This is a genomic window from Hypnocyclicus thermotrophus (assembly GCF_004365575.1).
In the GTDB taxonomy this organism is placed as follows: Bacteria; Fusobacteriota; Fusobacteriia; order Fusobacteriales; family Fusobacteriaceae; genus Hypnocyclicus; species Hypnocyclicus thermotrophus.
On the sequence record NZ_SOBG01000002.1, the window covers coordinates 249,093 to 273,623 of the forward strand.

The following is a 24,531-nucleotide window of genomic DNA, read 5'->3' on the forward strand; positions in this document are numbered from 1 at the left end:
TTCTCCTATCTTTATTTCTTTTTCCAATGAAATAAAGAAGTAAACTCTTTAAAAGTTTTAAATTTTTTAGAGAAAATAAATATAATTAAAATATAAATTAATCCAAGGACTACAATAATGCTCCAAGCATTGATAGATATAAATGCGTATAGATATATCCATAACGACCAAAAAACTCTATCAAAAATATTATAATCTGGAGAGTGTAATTTAACTAATTCATAATTAATACCTTTTTCACTTACATGAACTTTTAAATAATGATAAAAATAATGAGCTTTATCAGTTCCTGCAAGTTCTGCGCCTGCTCCACCAGTAATAATATATGGAGTGTTTCCCCATTTACCTTCATAATAAGCATGAATATGTGATGCAAAAATCATAGTAATATTATAGTTGTCAAATAATTTATTTAAATATTTAGCTTGAGTAACATTTTTTAGTGAATGACCTGGTTGGATTTTGCTTCTTGGATCAAATAATGGGACATGCATAACAATAAATTTATATTTATAATTTTTAGATTTTTCAAGTTCTTTATGTAGCCATTTCATTTGCCATTTATCTATATAATTTTCATTTGCATCATCTAAAAAGATGAAGTATGAATTTTTAGTATGAAAAGAATAATAAAATTTATCAAAAATTTTATAGTATCGACCTCTTCCATTATCTGCAATTTCGTGATTTCCAATGCTATAAAGCATAGGTTTTTTTAATTTTGAAATTTGTTTTAGAAAAAAAGTATATTTTGCTTCACTACCATCAAAGACAATATCACCACCATTTATTACAAATTTAGAATTATCGTTATTTATTAATTTTATAATTTTATTAAATGTAGTAATAGAATTTTTATTATCTCCAAGAATATCAAAAGTGAAATTTGACATGTTAGTATCTATTTTAGCTACATTGTCAAAGGTGATATTGTCTTTTAAATTAAAAAAATAATAATGTGTATAAATTTTAATAGTAATGGCAATAATTGACATGCAAATTATAGATATTGTTAAATATTTTTTCCATTTCATAATTTATTTCTCCTTATTTTTAATTTTATATAGTTTATGTATAAAATATAAATTTAATTTAGAAAAGTTATTATTATAATGTGAAATTTTTAAAGTTAAAATATTTATAATAAAACTATATTTTCTATTATATCATAAAAATAATAATTTTTAAATTTTTATAAATTTCAAAAAAAGTTAAAATTTCATCTGGATATTTGTAGAAATTATTGCTAAAATATAAATAATATATTAAGTTTAATTAAGTTCAAAAAATATTTTTTTAGAAAATATTAAAAAATTTAAAAATAGAATGATATTTAATATAATCAGTATTTATTTTTTAATTAATTATTTTTAATGTTTTATGTGATGGTTATAGAGTATAAAAATAGATTATATAAAATATTTTAATGTAAAATTTAATTAAAAATATATCAATTCAAAAAAGAAATTCGAATCATACTTTCTATCATTTACTGAAGGATGTCGTTTAGAAATGATGCAGATGCCAATTTTGAATAGTAGAAATATTGCCTTAACACATTTTACAGTATCTATAGGTAATAAATCAAAAGTAATATCACTAATAGAAGAATTACGAAAAGGCGTATAGTGAACCAAGAACAACAGGTGATGGATATTTTAAAAATATTGTAAGTAATCCTGACGGTAATCAAATTGAAATAACCATTTAATAAAATAGAATAAAATTAATGTTTGAGATAGCATATAAAAAGATGTTTTCAATATATTGAATAACAATGATTTAAGAATATTTGGAAATTAGTAAGTGGATTTAAAATTTTTTAAGAGTATAAAAACAGAATTTTTTAAATTAAATAACTATAAATTGTATTTCTATAATAACTACTAATGCATGAATGTATTTTTACAAGAAAGGAGCATGATAGTGAATACGGAAATAATAGAAAATATAATATTAGAACAATATCCGGGAGTTTTAGAAACATTATTACGTGATCATACAACTCAAAAAAATATATTTTGGGCGACCAATGACTATGAACATTTAGGCGAAGGATACAAATATAATAATCAAATTTTAATAGAGTTAATTACTGGTAATAATGGCAAGATTGTAATGCCTAGAGTGAAAAAAGATAAAATTTTACAACAAAATCGTTCGAAAAAAATGGCTGAAGTATTTACTCCTTCTTGGGTTTGTAATGCACAAAATAATTTAATTGATAATGCTTGGTTTGGAAGAGAAAATATTTTTAATACTGAAATCAAAGAAAATAATGGTAATTCAACTTGGAAAGTAAATCAAGAAAAAATAACATTTCCTAAACATAAAACATGGCAAGATTATATAAAAGATACTCGACTTGAGATTACATGTGGGGAAGCTCCTTATATTACGAGTCGTTATGACACTACAACAGGTGAATTTATTCCTATAAAAAATAGAATAGGACTTCTTGATAGAAAGTTAAGAATTATCAATGAAAATGTAAATACAAGTGGTGAATGGCTTAAAGCGGCACAAATAGCTTATAAAAATATTTATGCTTTTGAATGGCATGGTGATAATCTATTGCTTGCAAGAATATCTATGCTTATTACTTTTATTGAAAATTATCAGTATAAATTTGGGAAAAAACCAGTATTAAAATCTATTAATTATATTGCATATATTATATCATGGAATGTTTGGCAAATGGATGGAATAAAAGGAGTTATTCCGAATAGTTGTGGTTATAAAATAGAAACAAGAGTAAATCTTTTTGGCGAAATAAAAATAAAAAAAACAAAATGTGTTGGTTGTCAGAAGAATGATATTTTTCGACACAATGGAATATATTGTCTTATTAAAGATTGGACTAGTGGGAAAAAAATAAGATTTATTGATTTAATGAAAGGATATATAAAATGAAATTTACGTCATCATTTAAATTGAAACTGATATATGTATTTCGTATTAATGACGAAGCACATATGGGATGCTTAAAAGTTGGTGAAACAAGTTTAGATAATAAAAATATTTTGGGGCTTGAGCCAAATAGTAAAGTTCTTAACAAAGCTGCAAAGAAACGTATAAATCAATATACTCAAACTGCTGGTATTTCCTACGACTTAGTTTATACAGAGGTGGCGGTCTATGTAGATAAAGGTATTATTAAGGCTTTTTCCGATTCGGAAGTTCATAATGTATTGTTGCGTTCAGGTATAAAAAGAAAAATATTTGACAAAGAAAATAAAGCAAATGAATGGTTTATAACAGATCTTGAAACTGTAAAAAAGGCAATTAAAGCAGTAAAAGAGGGAAAAGAAGGCTTAAATGCCAACGAAATTACGCATGAACAAAATCCTATAATATTTAGACCGGAACAAAAAGAAGCAATTGAAAAAACAAAAAAACAATTCAAAAAAAGCAATGAAATGCTTTGGTTTGCAAAAATGCGTTTTGGGAAAACACTCTCAGCATTACAAGTGGTAAAAGAACTTAATTTTACACGAACTCTCATTTTAACGCATAGACCGGTTGTAGACAAAGGTTGGTTTGAAGATTTTGGCAAAATCTTTTACGATTCTCCTAATTTTCAATATGGCTCTAAAAACAAAGGTAACCAATTTGAAACATTGGAAAGACAATGTAAAAAAGAAAACAGTAAATATATCTATTTTGCATCAATGCAAGATTTAAGAGGTTCTGAATTAGTTGGAGGAAATTTTAATAAAAATGATGAAATATTTTCTACTCCCTGGGATTTTATTATTATAGATGAAGCACATGAGGGTACTCAAACCGAACTTGGTAAAAATGTTCTCAACGAATTAAAAAAAGAAAAAACTAAAATTTTGCATCTATCGGGAACGCCATTTAATCTGCTTGATAATTACAAAGAAGATGAAATCTATACTTGGGATTATGTAATGGAACAAAAGGCGAAAGCGGATTGGGATAAAGTTCATTTTGGCGATCCAAACCCTTATGCTTCGCTCCCAAGACTCAATATTTTTACTTATGATTTGGGAAAACTACTAAATGATTTTATTGATGAAGATGTAGCTTTTAATTTCCGTGAATTTTTTCGTGTAGATGATATCGGAGAATTTATTCATAAAAATGATGTTTTATCTTTTTTGAATTTAATTTGTAAAGAAGATAAAGATAGTAATTACCCTTATTCAACAGAAGAATATCGTGATAATTTTCGTCATTCCCTTTGGATGGTACCCGGTGTAAAAGAAGCAAAAGCTTTAAGTAAAATGCTTAAAGAACATCTTGTTTTCAGTCAATTTGAAATTGTAAATGTAGCAGGTGACGGTGAAGAAGAAGAACCAAACGAAGAAGCACTTAAAAAAGTTGAGCAGGCCATAACAGATAAAGCTCACGAAACATATACGATTACTTTATCTTGCGGACGCTTAACAACAGGAGTATCTGTAAAAGCCTGGACGGCTGTGTTTATGCTTTCCGGATCGTATAATACTTCGGCTTCTTCCTACATGCAAACCATTTTCCGTGTACAAACCTCGGCAACAATAAATGGAAAAGTTAAAGAAGAATGTTTTGTTTTTGATTTTGCCCCGGATCGTACTTTAAAAGTAATTGCAAAGACAGCAAAAGTATCGGCAAAGGCTGGTAAAACAAAAGATTTGGACAGACTTATTATGGGAGAATTTCTTAATTTTTGTCCTATCATTTCTGTCCATGGCTCACAAATGAAAAGTTACGATGTTAATGGAATGCTTGAACAACTTAAGAAAGTTTATATCGAACGGGTTGTTCGTAATGGATTTGAAGACGGCTACCTTTACAATAATGACCAATTAATGAAATTAGGCGAACTCGATTTGGAAGAGTTCAATAGTTTGAAAAAAATTATTGGTAAGACAAAGGCAATACCCAAAAGTGGTGATATTGATATAAACCAGCAAGGGTTTACTGATGAAGAATATGAAGAGATTGAAAAAGCAAAGAAAAAAAAGAAAAAAAAGAAAAAAGAACTTACTGAAGAGGAAAAAAGATTATTAGAAGAAAGAAAAAAAAGAAAGAAAAACAGAGATACCGCTATTTCAATTTTAAGAGGTATATCCATCAGAATGCCTTTACTTATTTATGGGGCAGATGTTTCCGATGAAGAAAAAAAACTAAATATTGATAATTTTACGGAGTTGGTTGATGATCAATCTTGGCAAGAGTTTATGCCCAAAGGTGTGACAAAAGAGGTTTTTGAAAAATTTAAAAAATATTATGAACCTGATATCTTTCGTGCTGCCGGCAAGCGTATTCGTGCTATGGCACGAGCTGCCGATAATCTTACAATCGAATATAGAATAGAACGAATTACAGCTATTTTTAACACATTCAGAAATCCCGATAAGGAAACGGTTCTTACTCCGTGGCGAGTTGTCAATATGCACCTTGGAGATTGTTTGGGTGGCTATGTATTTTTAGATGAAAGTCGCGAAAGAACCATAGAGCATCCCCGATTTGTATCGCATGGCGATGTTACTGATAATGTTTTCTCACCCGATGCTCATATTTTGGAAATCAATTCTAAAAGCGGACTTTATCCCTTATATATGGCGTATGGTATTTTTAGAAATTCAATAAAACAAAAGTTTCCTGGAAAGGGACCTAACGAATTGTCTATTGATGAACAACAGAAAGTGTGGGATAAAGTTGTTAAAGAAAATATTTTTGTTATCTGCAAAACACCAATGGCTAAAAGTATTACAAAACGCACCTTAATCGGTTTCAGAGATGCAAAAGTCAATACACGCTATTTTGAAGATTTGGTTTATCAAATAACTCACAGAAATGAAGACTTCATCAAAAAAATAAAAAAAGGTAAAACTTATTGGAAAACAAAGGAGAATGACGATATGAAATTTAACGCAATTGTAGGCAATCCGCCTTATCAGGATATGGGCGGGGCTGGAGGTAATAATGATGCTCCAATTTTTCAACATTTTTGTAGTATAGCAAGCAAAATATCTAATCAGTATGTTTCATTAATTATACCAGCACGATGGTTTGCGGCTGGTCGCGAAAATTTATTGGGCGATTTTAGAAAAGAAATGCTGAATAGTGAACGAATAGAAAAACTTGTTACTTATAGTGATAGTAGCAATCTGTTTTCTAAGGTTGAAATAAAAGGTGGTATCTGCTATTATCTTGAAAATAAAAGATACAAAGGCAAATGCAACTATATATTGCATAGAGACCAAACAATACAACAAGCCGAAATTCAATTAAATGTTTTTGATATTCTTATTAGAGAACCACAACTATCGAAGATTGTGGAAAAAGTTGATAAACAAAGGAGTGCCAGCAATATACCAAGCGTTGCTACAATAATTTCGTCAGATACTCCCTTTGGGATACCTTCAAATCCAAAAACAAGTAAAAAAACGCCATTTAAAGTCTATTCAAAGTCTGAACCCGACCATGATGTTTTACTATATCATATTGAAAATGGAATGAGAAAAGTTGAATATGTTAATTATAATGATATAAAAAAGAACAAAAAAGATGTAGATAAGTTTAAAATTTTTGTCACGGGTTCTGGAGGTTCCGGTGCAGATCCTAAAGTAATGGGAGATCCTGAATTTGCTCCAAAGCATTCAGTATGTTCACAGTCATATTTATATGCCTGCTTTGATTCGGAAACCGAAGCAAAAAATATGATAAAATATATTAAAACCAGATTTTTTAGAGTGCTAGTTTCAGCAATGAAAATTACTCAATCAGCACCTAGCCGTGTCTATCGCTTTGTCCCTCTTCAAGATTTCACCTCCAAATCAGACATAGATTGGAGCAAACCTATTGCTGATATTGACCGCCAGCTTTACAAAAAATATAAATTAACGGATAAAGAAATTGCATTTATTGAGAGTATGATACGACCAATGTAACTATGAATATTAAAACAACGCATAAAGCCATACATAAAATTAAAATAAGAAAAAAGAGTTGATAATAAATTTTAAAAATTAGTTAAATCCATTTCTTTTGATATCCTCTTTCTAAGTAAAGAAAGGATAAAAATTTCCTTTTAAAAAAAATGTATTAAGAGGAGTTAGAACTATACCTTAGAAAAAAGAAAATAATTTAAAATGTTTGAATAAAACAATAAAAACTATATAAAAAATAACCGATTTAGTTTTTGATTTAAATTTTAGACCAGTGTATGAGCGTGAAATTAAAAAAGTATAAATGAAATAATCAATCTTAATAAAGTTATATTAAAATTAAAAGAAATAATTAGATTTTCAAAGCTATTTAAGATAGGAGGCAAAAATGGAAAAATTATTGAAATTTATAAAAGAAAAATATCCTGAAAATACTATTGATATATCAGAAAGTATTGAGTTATTAATCGATACAATTGATAATTTACGAAAAGAAATCAAAAATATTCAAGAAAAAATTGAAGAAGTAATGGAAAAATTATCTATTGATGAAGAAAAAATAGAAGAAGTAAAGGAAGAAAACAAAAAAGATATTCCAAATTATTCTGATTATAAAGTAGATAACAATATAGAGCATAATCTTTATGAAGATTTTACATATAAAAAACCATTTGGTTTTAAATTAAATGAAAATCGTGTTATTAAAGTTAGTTCATGGAAAGAACTTTTAGTAAAAACTTGTGAAATTTTAATATCTATTAATGAAAATAAATTTATATCTTTTGAAAGTAATGATGCAATGAAAGGTAAAAAGAGAAAGGTTTTTTCAAGTGATCCTAATGAACTTAGGGTTCCTAGAAAAATTGGAGATAAAATTTATATAGAAACTAATCAAAGTGCTAATTTTATACGAGATTTAATAAAAAAACTTCTTAAAGAATATAATTTTAAAACTATTGAGTATAAAGTATATCTTAAAGCAGATTATACAAATTTAAATAAATAAAAAAATTAAAATAATATAAAAGTTAAAAAAATTAAAATATATGTATAAATAAGCTGGATAAAATTATCCAGCTTATTTATACATAAACTTTATCATCTGAATGAATATCAATTTCTAATATTGCACCACAGCCAGTGCAATGAATAAAATATTTATTATTTTTAGTAATAATTTCTACTTCATCACCTTTCCAAAATACTTTATGACAATAAGGACACTCTATATCTTCACCTAATGTTTTTTTCATAAAAACCTCCAAATATTAATAATAATTTCTAAAAATTAATACAAAAAATATTAATCTAACGTTTTTTTAATCTACTTCAAATCCTCTAGAAGCATCTAATATTTTAAACCATTGTTTTCTTGTGAGTTTTATATTTGTGGAATTTATAGCAGATTGTATCCTTTCAAGATTACCACTACCACATATAGGCATAATATTTGCAGGATGATTTATAAGCCAAGCATATGCAATTTCATCAATTCCGTTAGCACCAATTTCATTTTTTATTTCATTAAGTGTATTTCTAAGTCTAACATATTTTTCTTCATTTGAAGTAAATAATTTACCACCAGCAAGAGGTGACCAAGCCATAAGCTTTACTCTATTTTTCATTGCATTATCAATGGAAAAATTTTTAAAATTATCATAACATGCAACTGAAATTTCTAATTGATTTACAACTAAAGGGAATTCTAAATATGATTTTAGCATTTCAAATTGTTCGGGTAAAAAATTTGATACACCAAAATTTTTAACTTTTCCACTATTTTTTAATTCTGTAAATGCTTTATTTATTTCTTCGGGATTCATATACATATCAGGTCTATGAATAAGTAAAAGGTCAATATAGTCAGTATTTAAACCTTTTAAAGATTTTTCTACTGTATACATTATATGTTCATAACTAGTATCATAATAATGACCATCATTTTTAGGCATGTTAGGATGAATAAATTTAATTCCACATTTAGTAACAATTTCTATTTTCTCTCTAATTTCAGGCTTAGTTTTTAAGACTTCTCCAAAAAGCTCTTCTGCTATTCCGCCACCATAAATATCAGCATGATCAAATGTTGTAATTCCATTTTCTATACATTTTTCTATAAATTCTACTCTTTCATCTAAAGATTTATTCCAATATTCAGCTCTCCACCATCCATGTATAATTCTTGAAAATGATAAATCGTTAGTTATTTTTATTCTTTCCATGAAAACCTCCTAAATTTTTTAGTTTTATAAAAAAATATAAAATTTTTATAAAAATCTCTGTACAAAGTATACTTATTAAAGTATACTTTAAGTCAAGGAATAAAATCAAATATTATAAATTTTATTTTGAAAGGAAGAAAAGTGAAAAAGTATAGTATAAAAGAAATAAGTGAAATGTTTGATATAAAAGCTTCTACTCTTAGATATTATGAAGAAATAGGAATACTTGAAAATGTAGAAAGAATAAGTGGAAAAAGAGTATATAAACAGGAAAATATTGATAGATTACACGCTATATTTTGTTTCAAAAGAGCAGGAATGACTATGGATAAACTTCAAAAATTTTTTGAATATGAAAAAAAAGAAAAATTACATATTGATGATATGTTAAATTTATTAATTTTACAAGAAAAAGAAGTAAAAGAAAAATTAGAACAATTAGCAAAAGATTATGAACACGTAAAGAAAAAAGTAAGATTTTATTCTAGTATAAAAGAAGCGATAGAAACTAATAAAGAAATACCAACTTGGGAAGAATTTATAAAAAAATATAATAAAAAATGATTATAAGAAATGTTTTATTTATAGAGGATTTAAAAATAAATAGAGTATAATATAAAAAAGGGGGATACTGAAATGAATTTGGATCATTTTTTATTAATTATATCATTTATTTTAAATTTATTGGCTATTCTTACTATTATTTTTTATGAACGAAGAAAACCAATAAATGCACTTGCATGGGTATTTATACTTAGTTTTACATCGTATATAGGTTTTATTTTTTATTTATTTTTTGGAATGAGTTTTAGAAAAAAAAGAATTGTTAAACAAAAATTTAGAACAAAATCATTTAAGAAATTAACAATGATAGAAGAATTATCTGATAAGCTCGAAATTTCAGAAGAAACATTAGAATTTATTACTTTTTTAGAGGCAAATAGTTATTCATCTTTTTATTTAAATAATAATTTAGAGATATATACAGAAGGTAAAAAATTTTTTTCAGAACTCATAGATAAAATAAAAAATGCAAAAGAGTATATTCATATGGAATATTATATATTTAGAGATGATAATATTTCAAAATGTATTTTAAAAGAATTAGAAGAAAAAGTAAAACAAGGAGTGGAAGTAATACTTATATTAGATGGGTTTGGTAGTAGAAAAATAAAACCAAAATTTTTTAAAAAATTAAAAGAATATGGTGGACATGTATATATGTTTTTCCCTTTATTTATACCTTTTTTAAGTCTTCGGGCAAATTATAGAAATCACAGAAAAATATGTATTATCGATGGCGAATATGCTTATATGGGAGGATTTAATGTAGGTGATGAATATCTAGAAAATTGGAGAGATACCCATATTAGAATAGAAGGTGATGCTATATATGATATACAACTTGAGTTTTTATTAGATTATGAATTTGTATCAAACAAAAAAATAAATAGAGAAAAATATTTTAAAATAAAAAAAGAGTATTTAGATTTACCTATGCAAATAGTAGGAAGTGGACCAAATTATTCTTTGCCAATTATAAAAAGTTCATTATTAAAAATGATATATACAGCTAAAAAATCAGTACTTATTCAAACACCGTATTTTATACCAGATGATGCACTATTAGATATATTAAAAATACATTTAATGAGTGGGAAAGAAGTATCCATAATGATACCAAATAAACCTGATCATATTTTTGTATATTGGGCAACATATTCTTATATAGGAGAATTATTAGAATATGGGGCTAAATGTTATATATACCAAAAAGGGTTTTTACATTCTAAAGTTATAATAATAGATGATGATATTGCTACAATAGGTTCTACAAATGTAGATATGAGGAGTTTTTATTTGAATTTTGAAATTAATGCATTTATATATGATTTTAAAAAAATTCATGAATTAAAAACTATCTATTATAAAGATATAAAAAATAGCAAAAAACTTACTTTAGAAGATTATAATAAAAGAAGTAAAATAATAAAAATGAAAGAATCCGTATCAAGGCTACTTTCTCCAGTGCTATAAAAAGGAGATGATTAAAATGTTAGAATATTCAAGTATTAGTTATGACTTGTTATCTTATGCTAAGCAAGATGTTATGTTAAAAAACAGTTATATTGATTTTCATATGCATACTACAGCTTCAGATGGATTTTTATCAAAAAAATTTCTTGTAAATTTTTTAAGAAATAAACCACATTTGATATCAGTTACAGACCATAATGAAATACGAAAAAGTATAAAAATAGTAGAGAGCACAAATATTAATATCATACCAGGAATAGAGCTTGGGGCAAATGATGGAACTGAATTGTTAGTATATTTTAAGCATGAAGATGAGTTAGAAGAGTTTTATAGAAAATATGTAGAACCAAATAAAAGTGTATTTAGAATGGTAAAAACTAAAAAAGATATTTTTTATTATCTTGATAATTTAGTGGTATATGATGTATTTATATCTATACCTCATATTAATGGATATGCCCATAAAAATTATTTAAATAAAAAATATATAAAAGAGTTAATAATGCAAGTAGATGCAATAGAGACATTTAATAAACCAATGGGAAAAAAGAAAAATTTAGTAGCTAAAAAAGTGAGAAAAGAGTTTAATAAGTATGCAACTTTTGGAAGTGATGCACATTTACCACAAGAAATTAATGATTTTTATAATTTTCAATTACATGAATTAGAAAAATTAAATAAATTAAATGAAAATATATTAAAAATGTATACCTTGAGTTATATTTTAACAAAGCATACAAAATATTTCTTTTCAAAATAAAAATTTGGATTAAAAAGCAGATATAAAGGGAAAGATAAACCTTATATCTGCTTTTTAAATTATTTTATTATTAAACTTCTTCCATTATTTTTAGCAATATATAGTTTTTTATCAATACATTCATAAATTTGATTAACTGTAGGAATTAAAAATTCGTTTATATCACACATTCCAGCAGAAAATGATAGTTTTATTATTTCATTATTATAAATAAAATCTTTTTGGAGGATAAAATCAAGAATTCTATTTAAAATTTCATACATTTCATTATTACCTACATGTAATAAAATTAAAATAAATTCTTCACCGCCATATCTTCCAAAAATATCATATGGACGAATATGAGATTTTATTATTTTTGTAAATTCTTGAAGTATAAAATCACCAGCTAAATGGCCATAATTATCATTTATATTTTTAAAAAAATCAATATCTAATATTGCAACAGAAAATATATTATTTTCTCTTTTATTTTCTAAAATCAAATTTTTTAATTGTTCATCTAAATAACGGCGATTGTATATATTTGTTAAGGGATCCCGTATTGAATTTTCTTTTATAATGGCTTCAAATTTTTTCTTTTGTGTAATATCAGTATGAGTACCAAACATTTTTAAAGGTTTATTATCAAAAGACCATTCTATAACTTTTCCTTTAGCAGATATCCATACCCAATGCCCTTTCTTATGTTTCATTCGAAATTCAGATTCATAATAACTAATTTTTTTTTCAAAATGTTTTTGTAAAATATTTTCAGTTTCTTCTTTATCATCGGGGTGAATAAATTTTTCCCAAGTTTTTATAGTAGTAGGTTCTAATTCTTTGAGTGTATATCCAATCATATTTGCCCAATATTCATTAAATATAGTTTGATTAGTTACAAGATCCCATTCCCATGTTCCAAGTTCGGTTCCTTCTATTATATTTATTAGTTGTTTTCTTTGAGTATCCAGTTTTTTATTTAAAATAACTTGCTCTGAAATATCTAGCATAACTAGTAATAATAGATTTTTATCTTTATCATCGATTAAGTCCCCAGAAATAATTAAGTAAACAGTTTTTCCAGATTTTGTAGTAACTTCAACGTTAAGATCACTTATATTATGAATCCGTTTTAAACTAGTTATCATTTTATTTTTATCAATACTATTATTAAATAAATCTAATTCAGTAATGTTTTTATTTAAAATCTCTTTTCTATTAAGTTCTAATTTAGATAAAAAAGCATTATTTGCATCTAAAATAGTTAAATTACTATAATCAATTATCATCATCATAATTATTTTATTATTAAATAATTTTTTAAAATTTTCAAAGGCCTTTTGTTTTTGTATTTTTTTTGAAATAAAAATAATAACTTCTGAGTTATTCCATATTCCATATAGAATAGAAGTAGCTAATTCAATAAAATTTCCTTTTTTATCAAGAATTAGTAAAGAGTATAAAGAATCTGCATTAGCTTTTTTGTTATGAATATTATCTATTAAAAAACTTGTATCTTTTTTTGAATAAATATCAGTAATATTTTTATTTTTTAATTCTTCAAAAGTATATCCTAATTTATCGAGAGTTATTTTATTACAAAAAATAATTTTTCCGTTAGTATCAGTAATTATTAGTAAATCATCAATATTTTCTAAAAATTTGTTTTGTTCCAATTGAATCACCTACTATAATAAAATTTTTGTTCTATATAATATATTACTAGTTATTTAAAAAAATCCTTTTTTTATAGTTTTTATTTGCAATTTTTTATATTATATTTTATAATATTGCAGAAAGACTATAATTAGGAGGATATTATAATTGGATACAAAATTTAAAAGAAATTTTTCTATTATTGCTCATATAGACCATGGAAAATCTACATTAGCTGATAGATTGTTACAAATTACAAATACTGTATCAGAGAGAGAAATGAAAGAGCAGCTTTTAGATTCTATGGATTTGGAAAGAGAAAAAGGAATTACAATAAAAGCACAAGCAGTAACATTATTTTATGATGCAAAAGATGGAAATAGATATGAATTAAATCTAATAGATACTCCAGGTCACGTAGATTTCATTTACGAAGTTTCTAGATCACTTGCAGCTTGTGAAGGAGCTTTGTTAGTAGTAGATGCTGCACAAGGAGTAGAGGCTCAAACACTTGCAAATGTGTATTTAGCACTTGAGAATGATCTTGAGATACTACCTGTTATAAATAAAATCGATCTACCGGCAGCGGATCCTGAAAAAGTAAAAGAAGAAATTGAAACAGTAATAGGACTTGATACAGATGAAGCGGTACTTACTAGTGCAAAAAGCGGAATAGGAATAGAAGAATTATTAGAAGAGATAGTTAAAAAGGTACCTAGTCCTAGTGGAAAACCAGAGTCACCATTAAAAGTATTAATATTTGATTCTCATTTTGATGATTTCAGAGGCGTTATTACCTATGTAAGAATAGTAGAAGGGACTCTAAAAAAAGGTGATAAATTAAGAATTTGGTCAACTGGAAAAGACATAGAAGTACTAGAGTGTGGGATATTTTCACCAATTATGAAACCACAAAATGAACTTACAGCAGGTAGTGTAGGATATATTATATCAGGAATAAAATCTATACAAGATACAAGAATTGGAGATACAATATTTAATCCTAAAAATCCTATAGAAGAACCATTAGAGGGATATAGACCTGCGCAATCTATGGTATTTGCTGGAATATATCCAATATCAACCGAAGATTATGAAGATTTAAGAGAAGCATTAGAAAAATTACAATTAAATGATGCATCACTTAGTTTTACTCCAGAAACATCAACTGCATTAGGTTTTGGATTTAGATGTGGATTTTTAGGACTTTTACATATGGAAATAATAGTAGAAAGACTTCGTAGAGAATATAATATAGATCTTATTTCTACTACTCCATCAGTTGAATATAGAATACATATGGAAAATGGAGAGATTAAGATAATAGATAATCCAGCAGAATTTCCTATAGTAGGGAAAAAAGCTGTAGAAGAACCTTATATAAAAGGTACAGTAATTACTCCAAAAGATTATGTTGGGAATGTAATGGAACTTTGTCAAGAAAAACGAGGAATATATGTAGATATGCAATACCTTGATGAGACAAGAACAATGATTACTTATGAACTTCCGTTAGCAGAAATAGTACTAGATTTTTATGATAAATTAAAATCAAAAACAAAAGGTTATGCTTCATTTGAATATGAAATGATAGGATATAAAGAATCAAAACTTGTAAAAGTAGATATTCTTGTTAGTGGAGAGCCAGTAGATGCATTTTCTTTTATATGTCATAGTGATAATGCATATTATAGAGGTAGAGCTATTACTGAAAAATTAAAAGATGTAATTCCTAGACAAATGTTTGAGATACCTATTCAAGCAGCTCTTGGAAGTAAAATTATAGCTAGAGAAACAATAAGAGCTTATAGGAAAAATGTACTTGCTAAATGTTATGGTGGAGATATTAGTAGAAAGAAAAAATTATTAGAAAAACAAAAGCAAGGTAAAAAACGTATGAAACAAATTGGAAATGTAGAAATACCACAAGAAGCCTTTATATCAGTATTAAAATTAGATAAATAAAAAACGCACCCTTATTTAGTGTTAGACAATTTTTTTGCCTGCTAAATGGGGTGCCTTTTCTTTTTTATTTATTAAATAAGTTTATTTGTTTACTTGCAGTAGTCAAAATATTCATTACATTAATAGAATGTTCGAGATAATTATAACATTTATTATAATCTTTAGTAATAAAAATATTGTAAAATGCAATAAATTCATAAACCATTCTATTTTCATATTCGTTATAGTTATAAGAAATTAGATTATTATCAATTAATCCTTTTATTGATTTACATTCATTTGGTGGACCATCAATTTTTAAATACCCTTTTTCTCCTTGAATAGTAATAAAACTAGGACTAGAGGAATCTTTAGCACCAATAGATATTGCAATAAAATTGTCATAAATTATAGTAAGAACTCCAGAAGTATCAATACCATTAAAACCTAAATTAGCATTATATTGTACTGAATTTGGCATTCCAAATAAATTGTTTATAATATGAATATTATAAACATTTATATCATAAAGAGCTCCGCCGTTTAATTCTGGATTGAATGCAGGAAGAACAATTTTATTTAAATAACTATCATATCTACTAGAATATTGAGAGTAATTGCATTGAATTATTTTAATTGGCCCTATTTTGTCAATGTTTTTTTTTAGATAAATAAAATTTGGAGAGTATAATGTAGTTATTGCTTCAAATAAAAATAACTTTTTAGATTTTGCTAAAATAGTTAAATTTTTTAATTCATCATCATTATTTGTGAATGGCTTTTCACAAATAACATTTTTATTGTTTTCTAAAGCTTTTTTAGTGTATTCATAATGCAAATTATTAATGATTCCAATATAAATAAAATTAATATTAGAATCATTTAACATTTCGTCATAATTAGTGTATATATTTTTTATATTAAATTTTTTTGAAAGTTCAAAGTCTTTATAATAACTTTTTTCTCGTACGCAAATAGCAGTACACATAATGTTTTTAATATTACTTATAGCTTCTAAGCATGTATTAACAATCTTTCCACTACCGACAATCCCGATATTCAAAATAAAACCTCCTTATAGTATACTTATAGCTTCTATTATAGTATAATTTATAATTAAATAAAAAACTATTAAATTTAATAGTTTTTTATGATAAAATATATAAATGCAGAATCTTTTAGTTAATTCTAAAAAGAGTGGTAGCAAAACATTAAAAAAAATTATAATAAAAGGTGATTTAATTGAAAAAATTATTTATGTATATATTTAGTTTAATGATTTTTATTAGTTGTGGGAAATATCAAAATGGAGAATATTATGTAATTCAAAAAAAAGATTATAAAGGCTGGAAAACATTTTTAAAAATAGAAGTAAAAAATAATAAAATATTTAATGTAGAATTTAATAAAATAAATAAAGAAAATAAATTAGTAACAGAGAATGAAGAATACAATAAAAAAATGAAAGAAAAATCAGGAATAGACACAATAGAGTATACTAAAATTTTAGAAGAAAATTTTTTAAAATCTAATGGAAATATAAATCAAATAGACATTATAGCAGGAGCAACACACTCAGTTGTAGAATTTAAAAAAATGAGCAAATTTTTATTAAAAAAAATAAAATCAGGAAAAATAGGTAAATATGAAATAGATTAAAATAAGACATCTGGATATAAATATTTTTAGATGATTTGCAAAAATTAATTAATTATAATATAATTTTAAATATCAAAAAATAGGAGGTTTATTATGAAAAAAATTGCATTAGGAGCAGACCACGGAGGATATGAATTAAAAAATATTGTTAGAGAATATTTAAAAAATAATGGATATGAAGTAATAGATTTTGGGACAAATTCAAGTGATAGTGTAGATTATCCAGAATTTGCGCATAAAGTAGGGGAAGCAGTAGTAAATAAAGAAGCAGATTTTGGAATTGTGGTATGTGGAACAGGAATAGGGATTTCAATAGCAGCTAATAAAATAAAAGGAGTAAGAGCAGCATTATGTCATAATGTATGGACAGCGAAATTAACGAGACAACATAATGATGCAAATGTACTAGCAATGGGAGGAAGAGTAATAGGTCCAGGAATTGCGTTAGATATGGTAGAAGCATTTTTAAATACAGAATTTGAAGGTGGAAGACATACAAATAGAGTAAATAAAATAGAAGAGTGTTAATTAGATACTTTTAATAATTAGCTCTTTTATAATTAAATTATAAAAGAGCTATAAAAATAATAAAATAGAAAAAAATAAATATACAGGGAGGGAAAGATGGCATCTATATTTACAAAAATAATAAATAGAGAAATACCAGCAGATATAGTATATGAAACAGAAGATATAATAGCTTTTAATGATATAAATCCACAAGCAAAATACCATATATTAGTAGTACCTAAAAAAGAGATTTCAACAATAAATGATATACAAAAAGAGGATACAGATTTAATAGGTAAAATATATCTAGCAATAAAAGAGATAACAAAAGAATTAGGAATCGATAAAACAGGATATAGAGTGATAACAAATTGTAATGAAGATGGTGGGCAAGAAGTATTTCATATTCATTTTCATATATTAGGTGGAGAAAAAATAGGACCGATGCGATCAAAGTAATATTTTAAAGAAAGGTGAAAATGAAAATAATAAGTAGTAAAGAAAATAAAATATATAAATTAATAAAAAAGATAAAGAAAAAAAAATATAGAGAAAAAGAAAAATTGTTTATTGCAGAAGGTAAAAAATTTTTAGATTTTGAGTATAAACCTAAATATTATATTTTAAATGAAAATAATATAGGGCTATACAGTAAATTATTAGAAAAAGAAGAAACTTATATTTTTTCAGAGGATTTATTTTATGATATAACAACGCAAATTAATTCTCAAGGAATAATATTAATATATGAATATATTCCAAGTTGTATAGAAAAAATAAAAAATAATATAGTTATCTTAGATAAGATACAAGACCCAGGAAATTTAGGTACAATAATACGACTAGTAGATGCAGTTGGATTAAAAGATATAATATTAACAAAAGGTAGTGTAGATATTTATAATGATAAAACAATAAGAAGTAGTATGGGTTCAATATTTAATTTAAATATATCGTATTTAGAGACAGATAAATTAATAAAAATATTAAAACAAAAGGAATATAATATAATATCGACTGCTTTAACTAATGAAACAATAGAATATACAAAAATGGAATTAAAAGAAAAAAATGCATTTGTTTTTGGAAATGAAGGAAATGGAATTTCAAAAGAGATATTAGATATAAGTACTGCAAAGATAAAAATCCCTATATATGGAAGTGCAGAATCATTGAATGTAGGAGTTGCAACAGGAATAATATTGTATAAATATATAGAAAAAGTAAACTCATAAATAGAGTTTACTTTTTTTTAAAATACTTGACTTAAAGTGTACTTTAAGTTGTATAATACATCAAGTAAAAAAAGAGTTAGGATAAAATGTGGAGGGAAAAATGTCAAAAAATAAGAAGCTAAATTTTATGAGTCTAGCAGTACCTATATTTATTGAAATGCTTTTGTGGACTACATTTAATAATGTAGATACAATAATGCTTTCTAGGTATTCAGATGTAGCAGTAGCAGCGGTAGGTAGTACCGGACAATTAGTATTTTTTATAATGTTATTTTTACAAATAATAGCAACAGGTACAGGAATATTAATCTCACAAAATCTTGGGAAAAGAGACTATGAAAAAGCAGAAAATAGTGCTAAAATTGCACTTTATTTTAATTTTTTAGTAGGAATTTTATTGAGTATATTAGTATTTAAATATCATTTTCAAATGGTAAAATTTTTAGGTCTTGAAGATAAAGCTCTTTTAATGGGAAGTAGATTTTATAAAATAATAGGAACATTTACTTTTATTCAAGCAATAGGACTTATTAATACAACAATACTTAGAAGTTATAGGTTCCCAAAATATTCTATGTACATAAATATTTTTTCGAATATATTAAATATTATTGGGAATGCAATTTTTATATTTGGATTATTTGGTATGCCTGTACTTGGAGAAGTAGGAGTGGCTATATCCACTGTATTTAGCCAATTTATAGGTATAATAATATCATTTATTATAATTAAGAAAAAATTAAATATACATTTACTTTCAAATATAAAAATAAAAGAAAATCTATATTTATTAAAAGAAATAGGAAAAATAGGGATTCCATCAGTGGCTGAAAATTTATTATATAATACCTCTCAAATAATGATAATAAAAATGGTAGCAACATATGGAACAGATGCACTTACAGCGAGAGCATATATATTTACTTTGCTTAGATTTGTATTTATAATAAGTATATCGTCAGGGAGTGCAGCTCAAATTATTACCGGATTTTTAGCTGGTGCAAATAGACATAGAGTAGCTAAAAAAGCAGTAATTAAAATATATCTTCAAACAGTTTTATTAATAATAATAGTAGCTACGACACTTATAATATTTAGAGAAAATTTAATTAGAATATTTACAACAAATGAAGCAGTTATATTACTTGCAAAAGATGCATTTTTAACAATATTATTTTTAGAAACAGGACGAACTCTTAATATAATATTTATTAGTTCTATGAAAGGAGCGGGAGATGTTATTTTTCCTGTTATTATGGGGGTAATATTTATGTGGATTGTTGGAGTAGGTGGCGGATATTTATTAGTTATAAAATTTGGATTCGGACTTTTTGGAGCTTTTATAGCTACAGGGCTTGATGAATGGAGTAGAGGAATAATAATGTTTATTAGATGGATTCGTGGTGATTGGATAAAAATAATTAAAAAGTAACTCTTAAATTATAATGAATAGAAATAGAAATTTTTTTAATTTTAAAGTTAGAGATAAATATAAAAAAATTATAGGAATAACATTAAACGAAATAGATATAGCATAAAATAATTCTTGACAAATGTGTTTGATAAGAGTAAACTTATTTTGTAAAAATAAAATAAAATAAAACTGCTAGGGGAGCTTATGAAAATTTTTATTTTCAATAGCTGAGAGGAGAAATCCGACTCTTAGAACCTGATCTGGTTAATACCAGCGTAGGGAAGCGGTAAATATATATATTATAAAATAGTAAAATATTACTATGTTTAAAAATAATAATTTATTACCGTATAACTATGTTGGTTATACGGTTTTTTTTATTTATTTTAATTAGATTTAATTTTTAATAGATTAAATATAATTAATAACATAATTAAAAGGAGGGATAAACTTGAAAATAAAATTAAATGGAAAAGAATATGAAACTAGTAAAAATATAACAATTTTAGATTTAATTAAAGAAAAAAATATTTCAAAAGATCAAGTAGTAATTTTAAAAAATGGAGATATTGTATTTAAAGAAGATTTAGAAATGAATTTAATAGAAAATGATGAATTAGAAATTTTAAGATTTGTATCAGGAGGATAAAAAATGGATAAATTAATTTTAGGAGAAAAAGAATTTAATAGCAGATTATTTACAGGAACTGGAAAATTTTCAGATAAATCACTTATTAAACCAATGCTTGAAATGAGTAAATCAGAAATGATAACATTAGCACTTAGAAGAGTAGATTTTGATATGCCACAAGAAAACATATTAAATTATATTCCTAAAAATGTAACATTGTTACCAAATACTTCGGGGGCAAAGACAGCGGAAGAAGCAGTTAAAATAGCAAGAATTGCAAGAACTGTTGGATGTGGAAATTTTATAAAAATTGAAATTATAAATGATATGAAATATTTATTTCCAGATAATGAAGAAACAATAAAAGCAACAAAAATATTAGCAAAAGAAGGGTTTATAGTATTACCATATATGATGCCAGATCTAATAGCGGCTAAAAGACTAGAAGATGCGGGAGCTGCTGCGATTATGCCTCTTGGTTCACCAATTGGCTCAAATAAAGGATTACAAACAAAATATATGATTGAAATACTTATAGAAAATTGTAAATTACCAATAATAATAGATGCTGGAATAGGTAGACCATCTCATGCAGCAAAAGCAATGGAGATGGGAGCTGCTGCAGTACTTGTAAATAGTGCTATTGCATGTAGTGAAAATCCAATTAAAATGGGAAAAGCGTTTTCACTTGCAGTACAAGCAGGAAGAGAAGCTTATTTAGCAAAACTTGCAGAAGAAAAAAAATACGCAGAAGCTTCTTCACCATTAACTGGTTTTTTATTTGAAGAATAAAATTATAAAATTAATTAAATAAAAAAGGGGGAAAAATGTCATTTTATGATGTAATAAAAAAATATGAAGATTTTAATATAAAAGAATATTTAGAAAATGTTTCGTATGAAGATGTAGAAAAAACTATAAATAAAGAAAATTTAAATGAATTTGATTTTTTAAATCTTATTTCAAATACATCTTTAGAATATATAGAAATTATAGCTAGAAAATCTCAAAAACTTACAAAGAGATATTTTGGGAATACTATTTCATTATACGCCCCTTTATATATTTCAAATTATTGTACAAATAAATGTACATATTGTGGATTTAATAAAGAAAATAAAATAAAGAGAAAACATTTAAGTTATGAAGAAATAGAAAAAGAAGCAAAAGAATTAGCAAAAACAGGAATAAAACATGTATTATTTCTTACAGGCGAAGCAAAAGAACTAGTAAGTTTTGAGTATATAAAAAATACATTAATAATATTAAAAAAATATTTTAAATCGATTTCTATAGAAATATACCCTCTAAAAGAGAATGAGTATAGAAAACTTAAAAATTTAGGACTTGATGGAGTAACTATATATCAAGAAACATATGATCTCGAAACATATAAAAAAGTACATTTAGAAGGACAAAAAAAAGATTATTTTTATAGATTAGACACTCCGGAAAGAGTAGCTAGAGCGGGAGTTAGACAAATAGGAATTGGTGCACTATATGGACTTAGTGATATTTATAAAGATGCATTTTTTAGTGCACTTCATGCAAAATATTTAATGGATAAATATATAGATTGCGAAATAAGTATTTCTTTACCAAGAATGAAATATTCTGAAAGTAAATTTAAACCCTATCAAAAATTAGATAATAAAAAATTTATTCAAATAATGTTAGCTTTTAGATTGTATTTAAAGTATATAGGAATTAACATATCTACACGAGAAAGTGCAGAATTCAGAAATAATTTAATTGGACTTGGAGCAACTAAATATTCTGCAGGATCAAAAACTGATGTAGGTGGATATACCAAAGAGAACAAATCAACACCACAATTTGAAACAGATGATAAAAGAGATGTAAATGAAATTTGTAATGCTATAAAAAATAGAGGGTATCAACCAGTATTTAAAGATTGGGAGTTGATAATATGAAAATAGGAATTGCTGGAGCGGGAGGACTTGGTTCAAATGTTGCAATGAATTTAGTTCGTACAGGAGTATTAAATTTAAAAATAATAGATTTTGATAGAATAGAAGAATCAAATCTTAATAGACAATTTTATTTTTATGATCAAATAGGAATAACAAAAGTAGAAGCATTAAAAGAAAATTTGATTAGAATAAATAATAATCTAAGAATTGAAATAATAAATGAAAAAATAGAAAAAACAAATATTAAAAAATTATTTGAAGATTGTGATATTGTAATAGAAGCTTTTGATAAAGATATATATAAAAAACTATTTTTTAATACTTTTTATAATAAGAAAAAATTATTAGTTTCTGCCTCTGGAGTAGCTGGAAATACAATAGATAATTTAGAGATAAAAAAGATTGGAAATAGTTTTATTGTAGGTGATTTTCAAAAAGGAATAGATAAACATAAAACATATTCAACAAAAGTATCTATGGTAGCTGCAATGATGGCAAATATTGTTTTATTAGAAGGTGGTTTTTGTAATGAAGATTAACGATCTAGGAAAATATAGAATATTGGACGCTAACGTTAATAGAGTAGCAGAAGGTATCAGAGTAATAGAAGATATAGCTAGATTTGACTTAGAAGATAAAAAATTGACAGATAAATTAAGAAATATTCGGCATATTTTAAGAAAAAATTTTCAAAATCTTGATAAAAAATTTATTTTAGCAAGAGATAGCGCACATGATATAGGGAAAGAAATAAGTAATTTAAATGACAATGACAAAAAATTAGATGAAATTCAAATTATTTTAGCAAATTTTAAAAGAGTAACAGAAGGATTGCGAGTAATAGAAGAAATTACAAAATTAATTGATTATAAAAAATCAAAAATTATAGAAAATATTAGATATGAATCATATTATTTAGAAAAAGAGTTTAATTTAAAAATTTTTAAAAATACCAAAAAAAAAATACCAAAAGGAATTTATGGAATAACTGCTGAAAATTTTTCTAATGGAAGATCAAATATTGAATGTGTAAAAGAAATGATAAAAGCGGGCATAAAAATAATTCAATATCGTGAAAAAAATAAAACAATAAATGAAAAATCAAGAGAAGCATATGAAATAGCAAAGATTTGTAAGGAAAATAATGTAATTTTTATTGTAAATGATCATATAGAGATAGCAATGTTAGTAGACGCTGATGGAGTACATTTAGGTCAAGAAGATTTAGATATAAAATCAGCTAGAAAAATTTTAGGTGAAAATAAAATAATAGGAATTTCTACTCATGCAATAGAAGAAGCTCAGAAAGCTAAAAAAGATGGGGCTGATTATATAGGAGTAGGGCCTATTTTTCCAACAACTACAAAAGATAGAAAAGCTGTAGGATTAGAATATTTAAAATATATAGTAAATAATATAGATATTCCTTTTGTAGCAATAGGAGGGATAAAAGAGCATAATATTGATAAAATATTAAATATAGGAGCTTATTCTATATCGCTTGTAAGTGAAATAGTAGGAGCAGATAATATTATAAAAAAAGTAAAAATAATAAATGAAAAAATAGAAAAATATAATAATTTTAATAAATGAAAAAATTAGGATTATAAATTATTGAAAAAATTTTGTCTTTTAAAAAGGGAGG

The 24,531-nt window shown here is 25.2% G+C and carries 22 protein-coding genes and 1 riboswitch; of the genes, 17 read left to right on the forward strand and 5 right to left on the reverse strand.

Features of this window, described 5'->3' with window-relative positions:
- Positions 1–11: 11 nt before the first annotated feature.
- Positions 12–1,034 (reverse strand): metallophosphoesterase family protein, encoded by a 1,023-nt coding sequence (locus EV215_RS03195; RefSeq protein ID WP_134112545.1) that lies wholly within the window; start codon positions 1,032–1,034, stop codon positions 12–14.
- Between the two features lie 886 nt (positions 1,035–1,920).
- On the opposite strand from EV215_RS03195, the gene EV215_RS03200 reads away from it, so the two are divergent.
- The 3 genes from EV215_RS03200 (at position 1,921) to EV215_RS03210 (ending at position 7,908) form a co-directional block, all read left to right on the forward strand.
- Positions 1,921–2,913, forward strand: coding sequence for a restriction endonuclease subunit M (locus EV215_RS03200; protein WP_134112546.1), 993 nt, complete (start codon positions 1,921–1,923; stop codon positions 2,911–2,913).
- On the forward strand, positions 2,910–6,905 hold the full coding sequence (locus tag EV215_RS03205) for an Eco57I restriction-modification methylase domain-containing protein (RefSeq protein ID WP_134112547.1): 3,996 nt from the start codon (positions 2,910–2,912) through the stop codon (positions 6,903–6,905). Before EV215_RS03200 ends, EV215_RS03205 begins: the two co-directional genes overlap by 4 nt.
- Positions 6,906–7,290: 385 nt before the next feature.
- Positions 7,291–7,908, forward strand: a complete 618-nt coding sequence (locus EV215_RS03210; protein WP_134112548.1) for a hypothetical protein — start codon at positions 7,291–7,293, stop codon at positions 7,906–7,908.
- Between the two features lie 76 nt (positions 7,909–7,984).
- On the opposite strand, the gene EV215_RS10500 is transcribed toward EV215_RS03210, so the two are convergent.
- Entirely contained in the window at positions 7,985–8,155 is a 171-nt protein-coding gene (locus EV215_RS10500) for a hypothetical protein (protein ID WP_166667332.1), read from the reverse strand.
- Between the two features lie 66 nt (positions 8,156–8,221).
- On the reverse strand, positions 8,222–9,124 hold the full coding sequence (locus EV215_RS03215) for an aldo/keto reductase (RefSeq protein WP_134112549.1): 903 nt from the start codon (positions 9,122–9,124) through the stop codon (positions 8,222–8,224).
- A gap of 141 nt (positions 9,125–9,265) precedes the next feature.
- Between EV215_RS03215 and EV215_RS03220 the strand changes: the two genes are divergently transcribed.
- From EV215_RS03220 to EV215_RS03230, 3 genes are all read left to right on the forward strand, one after another.
- Entirely contained in the window at positions 9,266–9,688 is a 423-nt protein-coding gene (locus EV215_RS03220) for a MerR family transcriptional regulator (RefSeq protein ID WP_134112550.1), read from the forward strand.
- 72 nt (positions 9,689–9,760) lie between these two features.
- The gene (gene cls / locus EV215_RS03225) at positions 9,761–11,161 is read left to right on the forward strand and encodes a cardiolipin synthase (RefSeq protein WP_134112551.1); all 1,401 of its coding nucleotides are present in this window, start codon (positions 9,761–9,763) and stop codon (positions 11,159–11,161) included.
- 16 nt (positions 11,162–11,177) lie between these two features.
- The gene (locus EV215_RS03230) at positions 11,178–11,921 is read left to right on the forward strand and encodes a PHP domain-containing protein (protein WP_134112552.1); all 744 of its coding nucleotides are present in this window, start codon (positions 11,178–11,180) and stop codon (positions 11,919–11,921) included.
- Between the two features lie 59 nt (positions 11,922–11,980).
- Here EV215_RS03230 and EV215_RS03235 read toward each other — a convergent pair whose 3' ends face one another.
- Complete coding sequence (locus EV215_RS03235) at positions 11,981–13,579, reverse strand: diguanylate cyclase (RefSeq protein ID WP_166667333.1); 1,599 nt, start codon at positions 13,577–13,579, stop codon at positions 11,981–11,983.
- A gap of 148 nt (positions 13,580–13,727) precedes the next feature.
- Here EV215_RS03235 and lepA point away from each other — a divergent pair, with 148 nt between their 5' ends.
- Positions 13,728–15,524 carry a translation elongation factor 4 gene (gene lepA, locus EV215_RS03240; protein WP_134112554.1) on the forward strand — a complete coding sequence of 599 codons (1,797 nt, stop codon included), beginning with the start codon at positions 13,728–13,730 and terminating at the stop codon, positions 15,522–15,524.
- 64 nt (positions 15,525–15,588) lie between these two features.
- On the opposite strand, the gene EV215_RS03245 is transcribed toward lepA, so the two are convergent.
- Entirely contained in the window at positions 15,589–16,566 is a 978-nt protein-coding gene (locus EV215_RS03245) for a Gfo/Idh/MocA family protein (RefSeq protein ID WP_134112555.1), read from the reverse strand.
- A 179-nt stretch (positions 16,567–16,745) separates the two neighbouring features.
- Here EV215_RS03245 and EV215_RS03250 point away from each other — a divergent pair, with 179 nt between their 5' ends.
- The 10 genes from EV215_RS03250 to EV215_RS03295 all read left to right on the forward strand — a co-directional run bounded on the left by EV215_RS03250 (position 16,746) and on the right by EV215_RS03295 (position 24,479).
- Positions 16,746–17,162: an FMN-binding protein gene (locus EV215_RS03250; protein WP_134112556.1), complete on the forward strand. Its 417-nt coding sequence runs from the start codon at positions 16,746–16,748 to the stop codon at positions 17,160–17,162.
- Between the two features lie 93 nt (positions 17,163–17,255).
- Positions 17,256–17,690 carry a ribose 5-phosphate isomerase B gene (gene rpiB, locus EV215_RS03255; RefSeq protein ID WP_134112557.1) on the forward strand — a complete coding sequence of 145 codons (435 nt, stop codon included), beginning with the start codon at positions 17,256–17,258 and terminating at the stop codon, positions 17,688–17,690.
- A 96-nt stretch (positions 17,691–17,786) separates the two neighbouring features.
- Positions 17,787–18,131, forward strand: coding sequence for a histidine triad nucleotide-binding protein (locus EV215_RS03260; RefSeq protein WP_134112558.1), 345 nt, complete (start codon positions 17,787–17,789; stop codon positions 18,129–18,131).
- Between the two features lie 20 nt (positions 18,132–18,151).
- Positions 18,152–18,907 carry a TrmH family RNA methyltransferase gene (locus EV215_RS03265; protein WP_134112559.1) on the forward strand — a complete coding sequence of 252 codons (756 nt, stop codon included), beginning with the start codon at positions 18,152–18,154 and terminating at the stop codon, positions 18,905–18,907.
- Between the two features lie 100 nt (positions 18,908–19,007).
- Positions 19,008–20,339, forward strand: a complete 1,332-nt coding sequence (locus EV215_RS03270) for an MATE family efflux transporter (RefSeq protein ID WP_134112560.1) — start codon at positions 19,008–19,010, stop codon at positions 20,337–20,339.
- Between the two features lie 166 nt (positions 20,340–20,505).
- Positions 20,506–20,620, forward strand: a riboswitch (TPP riboswitch).
- A gap of 152 nt (positions 20,621–20,772) precedes the next feature.
- Positions 20,773–20,970: a sulfur carrier protein ThiS gene (thiS, locus tag EV215_RS03275; RefSeq protein ID WP_134112561.1), complete on the forward strand. Its 198-nt coding sequence runs from the start codon at positions 20,773–20,775 to the stop codon at positions 20,968–20,970.
- A gap of 3 nt (positions 20,971–20,973) precedes the next feature.
- Positions 20,974–21,744: a thiazole synthase gene (locus EV215_RS03280; RefSeq protein WP_134112562.1), complete on the forward strand. Its 771-nt coding sequence runs from the start codon at positions 20,974–20,976 to the stop codon at positions 21,742–21,744.
- A 35-nt stretch (positions 21,745–21,779) separates the two neighbouring features.
- Positions 21,780–22,886 carry a 2-iminoacetate synthase ThiH gene (gene thiH, locus EV215_RS03285; protein ID WP_134112563.1) on the forward strand — a complete coding sequence of 369 codons (1,107 nt, stop codon included), beginning with the start codon at positions 21,780–21,782 and terminating at the stop codon, positions 22,884–22,886.
- Entirely contained in the window at positions 22,883–23,425 is a 543-nt protein-coding gene (gene thiF / locus EV215_RS03290; RefSeq protein WP_134112564.1) for a sulfur carrier protein ThiS adenylyltransferase ThiF, read from the forward strand. Before thiH ends, thiF begins: the two co-directional genes overlap by 4 nt.
- Positions 23,415–24,479, forward strand: a complete 1,065-nt coding sequence (locus EV215_RS03295; protein ID WP_134112565.1) for a thiamine phosphate synthase — start codon at positions 23,415–23,417, stop codon at positions 24,477–24,479. The genes thiF and EV215_RS03295 overlap by 11 nt, the downstream gene beginning before the upstream one ends.
- Positions 24,480–24,531 lie beyond the last annotated feature (52 nt).

Excerpts from the sequence above, each read along its gene's own strand:
- EV215_RS03205 (WP_134112547.1), top strand. The coding sequence starts at position 2,910 with ATGAAATTTACGTCATCATTTAAATTGAAACTGATATATGTATTTCGT.
- EV215_RS03215 (WP_134112549.1), bottom strand. The coding sequence starts at position 9,124 with ATGGAAAGAATAAAAATAACTAACGATTTATCATTTTCAAGAATTATA.
- rpiB (WP_134112557.1), top strand. The coding sequence starts at position 17,256 with ATGAAAAAAATTGCATTAGGAGCAGACCACGGAGGATATGAATTAAAA.
- EV215_RS03265 (WP_134112559.1), top strand. The coding sequence starts at position 18,152 with ATGAAAATAATAAGTAGTAAAGAAAATAAAATATATAAATTAATAAAA.
- EV215_RS03210 (WP_134112548.1), top strand. The coding sequence starts at position 7,291 with ATGGAAAAATTATTGAAATTTATAAAAGAAAAATATCCTGAAAATACT.
- EV215_RS03270 (WP_134112560.1), top strand. The coding sequence starts at position 19,008 with ATGTCAAAAAATAAGAAGCTAAATTTTATGAGTCTAGCAGTACCTATA.
- EV215_RS03260 (WP_134112558.1), top strand. The coding sequence starts at position 17,787 with ATGGCATCTATATTTACAAAAATAATAAATAGAGAAATACCAGCAGAT.
- EV215_RS10500 (WP_166667332.1), bottom strand. The coding sequence starts at position 8,155 with ATGAAAAAAACATTAGGTGAAGATATAGAGTGTCCTTATTGTCATAAA.
- EV215_RS03195 (WP_134112545.1), bottom strand. The coding sequence starts at position 1,034 with ATGAAATGGAAAAAATATTTAACAATATCTATAATTTGCATGTCAATT.
- thiH (WP_134112563.1), top strand. The coding sequence starts at position 21,780 with ATGTCATTTTATGATGTAATAAAAAAATATGAAGATTTTAATATAAAA.
- EV215_RS03280 (WP_134112562.1), top strand. The coding sequence starts at position 20,974 with ATGGATAAATTAATTTTAGGAGAAAAAGAATTTAATAGCAGATTATTT.
- EV215_RS03200 (WP_134112546.1), top strand. The coding sequence starts at position 1,921 with ATGATAGTGAATACGGAAATAATAGAAAATATAATATTAGAACAATAT.
- EV215_RS03230 (WP_134112552.1), top strand. The coding sequence starts at position 11,178 with ATGTTAGAATATTCAAGTATTAGTTATGACTTGTTATCTTATGCTAAG.
- thiF (WP_134112564.1), top strand. The coding sequence starts at position 22,883 with ATGAAAATAGGAATTGCTGGAGCGGGAGGACTTGGTTCAAATGTTGCA.
- EV215_RS03295 (WP_134112565.1), top strand. The coding sequence starts at position 23,415 with ATGAAGATTAACGATCTAGGAAAATATAGAATATTGGACGCTAACGTT.
- cls (WP_134112551.1), top strand. The coding sequence starts at position 9,761 with ATGAATTTGGATCATTTTTTATTAATTATATCATTTATTTTAAATTTA.